The 6050-nt window shown below is 49.6% G+C and carries 9 protein-coding genes and 2 pseudogenes; 2 read left to right on the forward strand and 9 right to left on the reverse strand.

Annotated elements, in window-relative coordinates:
* The 5 genes and pseudogenes from RTW80_RS31630 to RTW80_RS21870 all read right to left on the reverse strand — a co-directional run.
* A partial coding sequence (locus RTW80_RS31630) for a hypothetical protein (RefSeq protein ID WP_000515355.1) occupies nucleotides 1–99 on the reverse strand: 99 nt, incomplete at its 3' end.
* 60 nt (nucleotides 100–159) lie between these two features.
* Nucleotides 160–732 carry a tail assembly protein gene (locus tag RTW80_RS21855; RefSeq protein ID WP_000847669.1) on the reverse strand — a complete coding sequence of 191 codons (573 nt, stop codon included), beginning with the start codon at nucleotides 730–732 and terminating at the stop codon, nucleotides 160–162.
* Nucleotides 729–1358 (reverse strand): annotated as a pseudogene (locus RTW80_RS21860) (C40 family peptidase); the annotation flags it as partial. The gene RTW80_RS21855 and the pseudogene RTW80_RS21860, both read right to left, overlap by 4 nt.
* A pseudogene (locus RTW80_RS21865) lies at nucleotides 1357–1899 on the reverse strand (phage minor tail protein L); the annotation flags it as partial. The pseudogenes RTW80_RS21860 and RTW80_RS21865, both read right to left, overlap by 2 nt.
* Nucleotides 1881–2405: a DNA-packaging protein gene (locus RTW80_RS21870; RefSeq protein WP_096967485.1), complete on the reverse strand. Its 525-nt coding sequence runs from the start codon at nucleotides 2403–2405 to the stop codon at nucleotides 1881–1883. The gene RTW80_RS21870 and the pseudogene RTW80_RS21865, both read right to left, overlap by 19 nt.
* A 388-nt stretch (nucleotides 2406–2793) precedes the next feature.
* On the opposite strand from RTW80_RS21870, the gene RTW80_RS21875 reads away from it, so the two are divergent.
* Both RTW80_RS21875 and RTW80_RS21880 read left to right on the forward strand, forming a co-directional pair.
* Nucleotides 2794–3027 (forward strand): YlcI/YnfO family protein, encoded by a 234-nt coding sequence (locus RTW80_RS21875; RefSeq protein ID WP_001663509.1) that lies wholly within the window; start codon nucleotides 2794–2796, stop codon nucleotides 3025–3027.
* Nucleotides 3028–3083: 56 nt separating this feature from the next.
* Nucleotides 3084–3494 carry a DUF1398 domain-containing protein gene (locus tag RTW80_RS21880; protein WP_000079508.1) on the forward strand — a complete coding sequence of 137 codons (411 nt, stop codon included), beginning with the start codon at nucleotides 3084–3086 and terminating at the stop codon, nucleotides 3492–3494.
* 678 nt (nucleotides 3495–4172) lie between these two features.
* Here RTW80_RS21880 and RTW80_RS21885 read toward each other — a convergent pair.
* The 4 genes from RTW80_RS21885 to essD all read right to left on the reverse strand — a co-directional run bounded on the left by RTW80_RS21885 (nucleotide 4173) and on the right by essD (nucleotide 6034).
* Complete coding sequence (locus tag RTW80_RS21885) at nucleotides 4173–4661, reverse strand: GIY-YIG nuclease family protein (RefSeq protein ID WP_016245257.1); 489 nt, start codon at nucleotides 4659–4661, stop codon at nucleotides 4173–4175.
* Nucleotides 4662–4866: 205 nt separating this feature from the next.
* Nucleotides 4867–5325 (reverse strand): lysis protein, encoded by a 459-nt coding sequence (locus RTW80_RS21890; protein ID WP_063119103.1) that lies wholly within the window; start codon nucleotides 5323–5325, stop codon nucleotides 4867–4869.
* Entirely contained in the window at nucleotides 5322–5819 is a 498-nt protein-coding gene (rrrD, locus tag RTW80_RS21895) for a lysozyme RrrD (RefSeq protein ID WP_063119102.1), read from the reverse strand. Before rrrD ends, RTW80_RS21890 begins: the two co-directional genes overlap by 4 nt.
* Entirely contained in the window at nucleotides 5819–6034 is a 216-nt protein-coding gene (gene essD / locus RTW80_RS21900; RefSeq protein ID WP_000839596.1) for a phage lysis protein EssD, read from the reverse strand. Before essD ends, rrrD begins: the two co-directional genes overlap by 1 nt.
* Between the last annotated feature and the right edge of the window lie 16 nt (nucleotides 6035–6050).

The following is a 6050-nucleotide window of genomic DNA, read 5'->3' on the forward strand; positions in this document are numbered from 1 at the left end:
CCCTTCGCTGATGGCATCGATCACACTCAGCAGCTGCGTGGACTTCAGGTTGTCCTTCGCTTCGCGCGGGGTATGCCCCTTACTGCTGCCTTTACCCATTCCTCACGCTCCATAAATGACAAAACCGCCCGCAGGCGGTTTCACATAAAACATTTTGCATCAGCGACCAATCACCACAACCTGACCACCGTCCCCTTCGTCTGCCGTGCTGATCTCCTGAGAAACCACGCGAGACCCCACGCGCATTTCCCCGTACAGAACAGGCAGAACATTGCCCTGGGCAACCATGTTATCCAGTGAGGAGAAATAGGTGTTCTGCTTACCGTTATCCGTTGTCTGTGTACGGGGAGTTCTGGCTTTCGGTGCCAGCATCTGCGCCACACCACCGAGCACCATACTGGCACCGAGAGAAAACAGGATGCCGGTCATACCACCGGTCCCAATGGCTGCCCCCCATGCTGCAAGGGTGGCTCCGGCGGTAAAGAATGATCCGGCAATGGCGGCAGCCCCCAGGACAATCTGGAATACGCCACCTGACTTGGCCCCGGCGACTCTGGGAACAATATGAATCACAGCGCCATCAGGCAGAGTCTCATGTAACTGCGCCGTTAACCCGGACGTGCTGACGTCCCGCCCGGCAATCCGTACCTGATACCAGCCGTCGCTCAGTTTCTGACGAAACGCCGGGAGCTGTGTGGCCAGTGCCCGGATGGCTTCAGCCCCCGTTTTCACACGAAGGTCGATGCGGCGACCAAATCGTTGTAAATCCCCGTAAAGGCAGATGCGCGCCATGCCCGGTGACGCCAGAGGGAGTGTGTGCGTCGCTGCCATTTGTCGGTGTACCTCTCTCGTTTGCTCAGTTGTTCAGGAATATGGTGCAGCAGCTCGCCGTCGCCGCAGTAAATTGCGGCGTGATTCGGCACTGATGAACCAAAACAGCACAGCAGCACATCGCCCGGCTGTGCCGCTGACAACGGCACCTGATACAGCCCCGTCGCCTCCAGATTATCCAGATAGAGATTCTGGCCGTTACGCCACCAGTCATCCTCACGATAAAAGTCCGGCATCTCAATCCCCGCCAGATGATAAGCATCCCGGAACAGTGTGTAACAGTCCGTCACACCGTGCTCAAAGCGCCGCCCGGTGAGATGCGGCACACAGCGGAACTTATGAATCGTCCCCCGGCAGACCAGCCACCACGGCAAATCACTCTGCACCTGCAGCCGCCGGTCGGCCTCACTCAGCCAGGGCAGACCACCGGGGTGGCTGTGGACCAGCGCCACAATCTCACCCTGCATTTCTGCCTGCAGCCAGTCTTCCGGCGACATACGGAAATACGCCTCCGGCTCACCGGAGATAACCGCACTCGTCACCGCGATAGGTCCAGGTGCAGGTGTTGGCCAGCATGATACGTCCCGGAAAAACAGCGCCATCCGTTTCCGTCGGCGTGGACAGTACAAAGGAGGCACTCACCGCGCTCAGTTCGCTGCACTGCTCAATGCGCCAGCGGCTGATCACCTCCTGCTCCGGATCGGCGTAACTGTTTCCGTTGACGAAGTTCACCGCATCCAGAAAACGGGCGTAAACCTTACGCCGGACCACCGTTCCGCCGACCAGACTCTGCATATCTTCCGCCATCCCGGTGACCATACCGTACAGGTTAGAAACCGTCAGCGTGGGGCGCGTACTGGTGCCTTTGCCATTCAGTTCAAAACCGCTCCCCTGAATGGGATACGGCTGATACTGTCGCCCCTGCCAGGTGACCGGCTCACCTTTTTCGTTCTGCTCATTACAGAAAAAATAACGTTCTCCACCGACCTCTGTCAGGTCGATTTCCCAGAGCACCACGCTGGCCGACTGCTCCGCACGGGTGCATTCATTCAGTGTTTCCTGCCGGATATCAGTTCATCCAGCGCGGCTGCTTTGTTCATGGCTTTGATGATATCCCGTTTCAGGAAATCAACATGTCGGTTTTCCAGTTCCGGAAAACGCCGCTGCACCGACAGGGGGATCCCGTCGAGAATACTGGCAATTTCACCTGCGATCCGCGACAACACGAAAGTACAGAATGCGGTTTCCACCACTTCAGCGGAGTCTCTGGCATTCTTCAGTTCCTGTGCGTCGGCCTGCGCACGCGTAAGTCGATGGCGTTCGTACTCAATAGTCCCTGGCTGGAGATCTGCCTCGCTGGCCTGCCGCAGTTCTTCAACCTCCCGGCGCAGCTTTTCGTTCTCAATTTCAGCATCCCTTTCGGCATACCATTTTATGACGGCGGCAGAGTCATAAAGCACCTCATTACCCTTGCCACCGCCTCGCAGAACGGGCATTCCCTGTTCCTGCCAGTTCTGAATGGTACGGATACTCGCACCGAAAATGTCAGCCAGCTGCTTTTTGTTGACTTCCATTGTTCATTCCACGGACAAAAACAGAGAAAGGAAACGACAGAGGCCAAAAAGCTCGCTTTCAGCACCTGTCGTTTCCTTTCTTTTCAGGGGGTATTTTAAATAAAAACATTAAGTTACGACGAAGAAGAACGGAAACACCTTAAACCGGAAAATTTTCATAAATAGCGAAAACCCGCGAGGTCGCCGCCCCGTAACCTGTCGGATCGCCGGAAAGGACCCGCAAAATGATAATAATTATCATCTACATGTCACAACGTGCATCTACGCCATCAAACCACGTCAAATAATCAATTATGACGCAGGTATCGTATTAATTGATCTGCATCAACTTAACGTAAAAACAACTTCAGACAATACAAATCAGCGACACTGAATACGGGACAACCTCATGTCAACGAAGAACAGAACCCGCAGAACAACAACCCGCAACATCCGCTTTCCTAACCAAATGATTGAACAAATTAACATCGCTCTTGATCAAAAAGGGTCCGGGAATTTCTCAGCCTGGGTCATTGAAGCCTGCCGCCGGAGACTGTGCTCAGAAAAAAGAGTTTCTCCTGAAGCAAACAAAGAAAAGAGTGACATTACTGAATTGCTCAGAAAACAGATCAGACCAGATTGAAGCAATTTAGATAATCGTGCAGACTACGCCCCTCATATCACATGGAAGGTACTACAATGGCTCAGGTTGCCATTTTTAAACAAATATTCGATAAAGTGCGAAATAATTTAAACTATCACTGGTTTTATTCTGAACTAAAACGTCACAATGTCTCACATTACATTTACTATTTAGCCACAGAGAATATTCATCTTGTTCTTGAAAACGATAATACGGTTTTAATAAAAGGACAGGGTAAGGTTGTAAATGTAAGATTTTCAAAAAATAAATGCCTTATAGAAGCCACCTTAAAAGGATTCAAATCAGGAGAGTTATCATTTTACGAATACAGGAAAAATCTTGCTACAGCAGGGGTTTTCAGATGGATTACAAATATCCACGAAAACAAAAGGTATTACTATACCTTTGATAATTCATTACTCTTTACTGAGAACATTCAGAACACTACACAAATATTTCCGCACTAAATCATAACGTCCGGTTTCTTCCGTGCCAGAACCGGACTCGCTGGCATGATGAAATATGTGTACCCGGTAACCCCGGTGTGCATCGTTTTTGATTATTCCCGCACACTCTCGCAGAAGGAGTTCCCCGTCGGGCTACGGTCTCTGTTAATACGGGAATACGGCGACGATACAGCGCATGATGTGTCAGGCTTGAATACCTTTATCCTTTAAAAGGGATATCAGTTAAGTTATCCCGTGTAGGGTATAAGCCATTATCAAAGCCACTCTGTAGGGAATGGCTTTTGTGATGGCATCACTTACTCTTTACGCTGCTATCCCACTCATCCCGGAATTTTGATGGGTTATTGAAACCTTCTGCTGACATAACAACTCCTTCAATGTTTGGCTGAAATTAGGATGTCTTTCCATCAGTCCGCCACCACAAAGAATCTTTTTTGCCATAAGGCAGGAGGTTCATCTTTCAGTGGCTGCCGGTGTTATTTCCCCACTTACTGGCTTGGGTTGTTTCGTGGTACTGCCGTTAACTGGTGGCGCACAGATTTAGTTAAATCCGTTCTCGCCTGAACTATCTTTTACATACCCGGATTGTGGGGATGTAAATCACGGTTTCATTATCAAGCCCACCAGTAGATGGGCTTTGTAATGAAGAGTTGTTATGAAAATTGCTCTAAACAAGCATTAATAGCCATCAGAAGTAATCGCTACAGATTTCAATCCCTCAATGTCATCCTTGGACAGGGCGAACCATTCACCGTGCTTTCTCTTTGCGGCAAATTTGCGATGAAGCATGTTTTCAGTTTCTCTTCCACCAGGGATCAGGCACTCAAGCTTCAAGCAGTCTGGTCCAGAGTTGCCAAGCGATTTGATGCGTTGTGGAATGTTGGATGAATACCCAATTTTGGTTAGCCCAGTTTTCTTCGATGACAAAACGTATACCTGAGGAGGTTCTTTTCTCTGGTCTTCCATTACACGTCTCATTGTTGCCATAAGTCCGCCGTGCATCAGCATTTCAACAAAGAACGCTGACCGAACACCTGACGACTTAAGCATGCCAGAAAATTCACTTGCCAATTCCATTAACTCTGCGATGTTTTCAGGAACTTTTTGGCAGTTATCTTCCTTGTATAAGGAAATCATTCTTTGAAGCTTTTCTTCTAATTGGTTCATAGCGTCTTTACCTTTTAGAAAGTGAGCCTGTCTCACAGAAAAGCCGCCCCGAGATGGTCGCCACCATATACGGCAGTTCTCAGGCTCAACTTTCTGAAAGGCTCGGGTGATGTAATATGCGCGTGAGATGCGCTGTGAAATTCAGATGTAAAAAAAGCCCCGCATCGCGAGGCTCATTAAATGGACTTTGTGATTTGCAAAAAAATTATTTCAGGCATTGCGTCCTGATGTATTCCTGCAGGTAGTTAACCTGCGCGGTTATCTTGTCGATTCCACTTCGGAGACGGTAATAATTGAGTTCAGCATCTGCTGTAAGTCTTGGGCTTTCTCCATCGCCCATGCCGCTGGCTCCGGTCGTTGACTTTGCACAGGTGGCGGCGACTTGCAGGCGCTTACGCCCAGCAGAAACATCAGCACGGAGACTTTCGATAGTCGCGTTAGCATCAGCAAGCTCCTTTGTGTATCTTGCGTCGAGTTCTGCTACATCACGTTGACGCTTCCGCATGTCAGCGATGGTGGCGTTCGCCTTCTCCAGTTCACTGGCCTTGTTATCGCGCTGCTCTTTGTAGGCGATTGCGTTATCACGGTAATGATTAACAGCCCATGACAGGCAGACGATGATGCAGATAACCAGAGCGGAGATAATCGCGGTTACTCTGTTCATTGCTGACCCCACAAACAAATTTCACGCTCAACCTCACGACGAGTCATGAGACCTTTCCATTGCTTACCGCCAGCATATGTCCAGCGACGTAGCTGATCACATGCGCCTTTGATATCGCCCTGGTTTATTTTGCGAAGAAGCGTCGATGTTCTGAAATTGCCAGCACCCACGTTGTAAACGAATGAGTAAAGAGCGCCGCGCATTGTTTCCGGTATATCGACTTTGATGTACGGGTTAATTTGTCTGGCGACCGTGGCAAGGTCTTTATTCAGGAGGGCTTTGCATTCTGCTTTGGTATACGTTTTACCGAGCATGATGTCTTTTCCTGTATGCCCGTGACATACAGTCCATACACCAACAATATCTTTGTATGGTATGTAGCTGACACCTTCCAGACCATCGTTACCACTTGGGCCAGTAATTAACACTGATGCTATAGCAATTGCTCCGCCACCAATAGCAGCAGCAACGGCTTTTCGTAATGATGGAGGCATTATTCACCTCTCGCAGCCTTGCGCTTATCTTCTTTAATCTTGAAATAAAGGTTTGTCAGGTACGTCAGCAGGCCAAATACCAGGCTACCCAGCACTCCAATTGCCGCCCACTGTGAGGGCGTGACTTTATCTAGCAGCTGTAAAAACCAGTACCCGGCACTACCTGCTGAGGTGCCATAGGCGACACCCGTTGTTAACTTATCCATGGATTTCATAACCCCACCTCGCAGA

The sequence above is a fragment of the Escherichia sp. AM3 genome, assembly GCF_032029835.1.
Taxonomy (GTDB): Bacteria; Pseudomonadota; Gammaproteobacteria; order Enterobacterales; family Enterobacteriaceae; genus Escherichia; species Escherichia coli.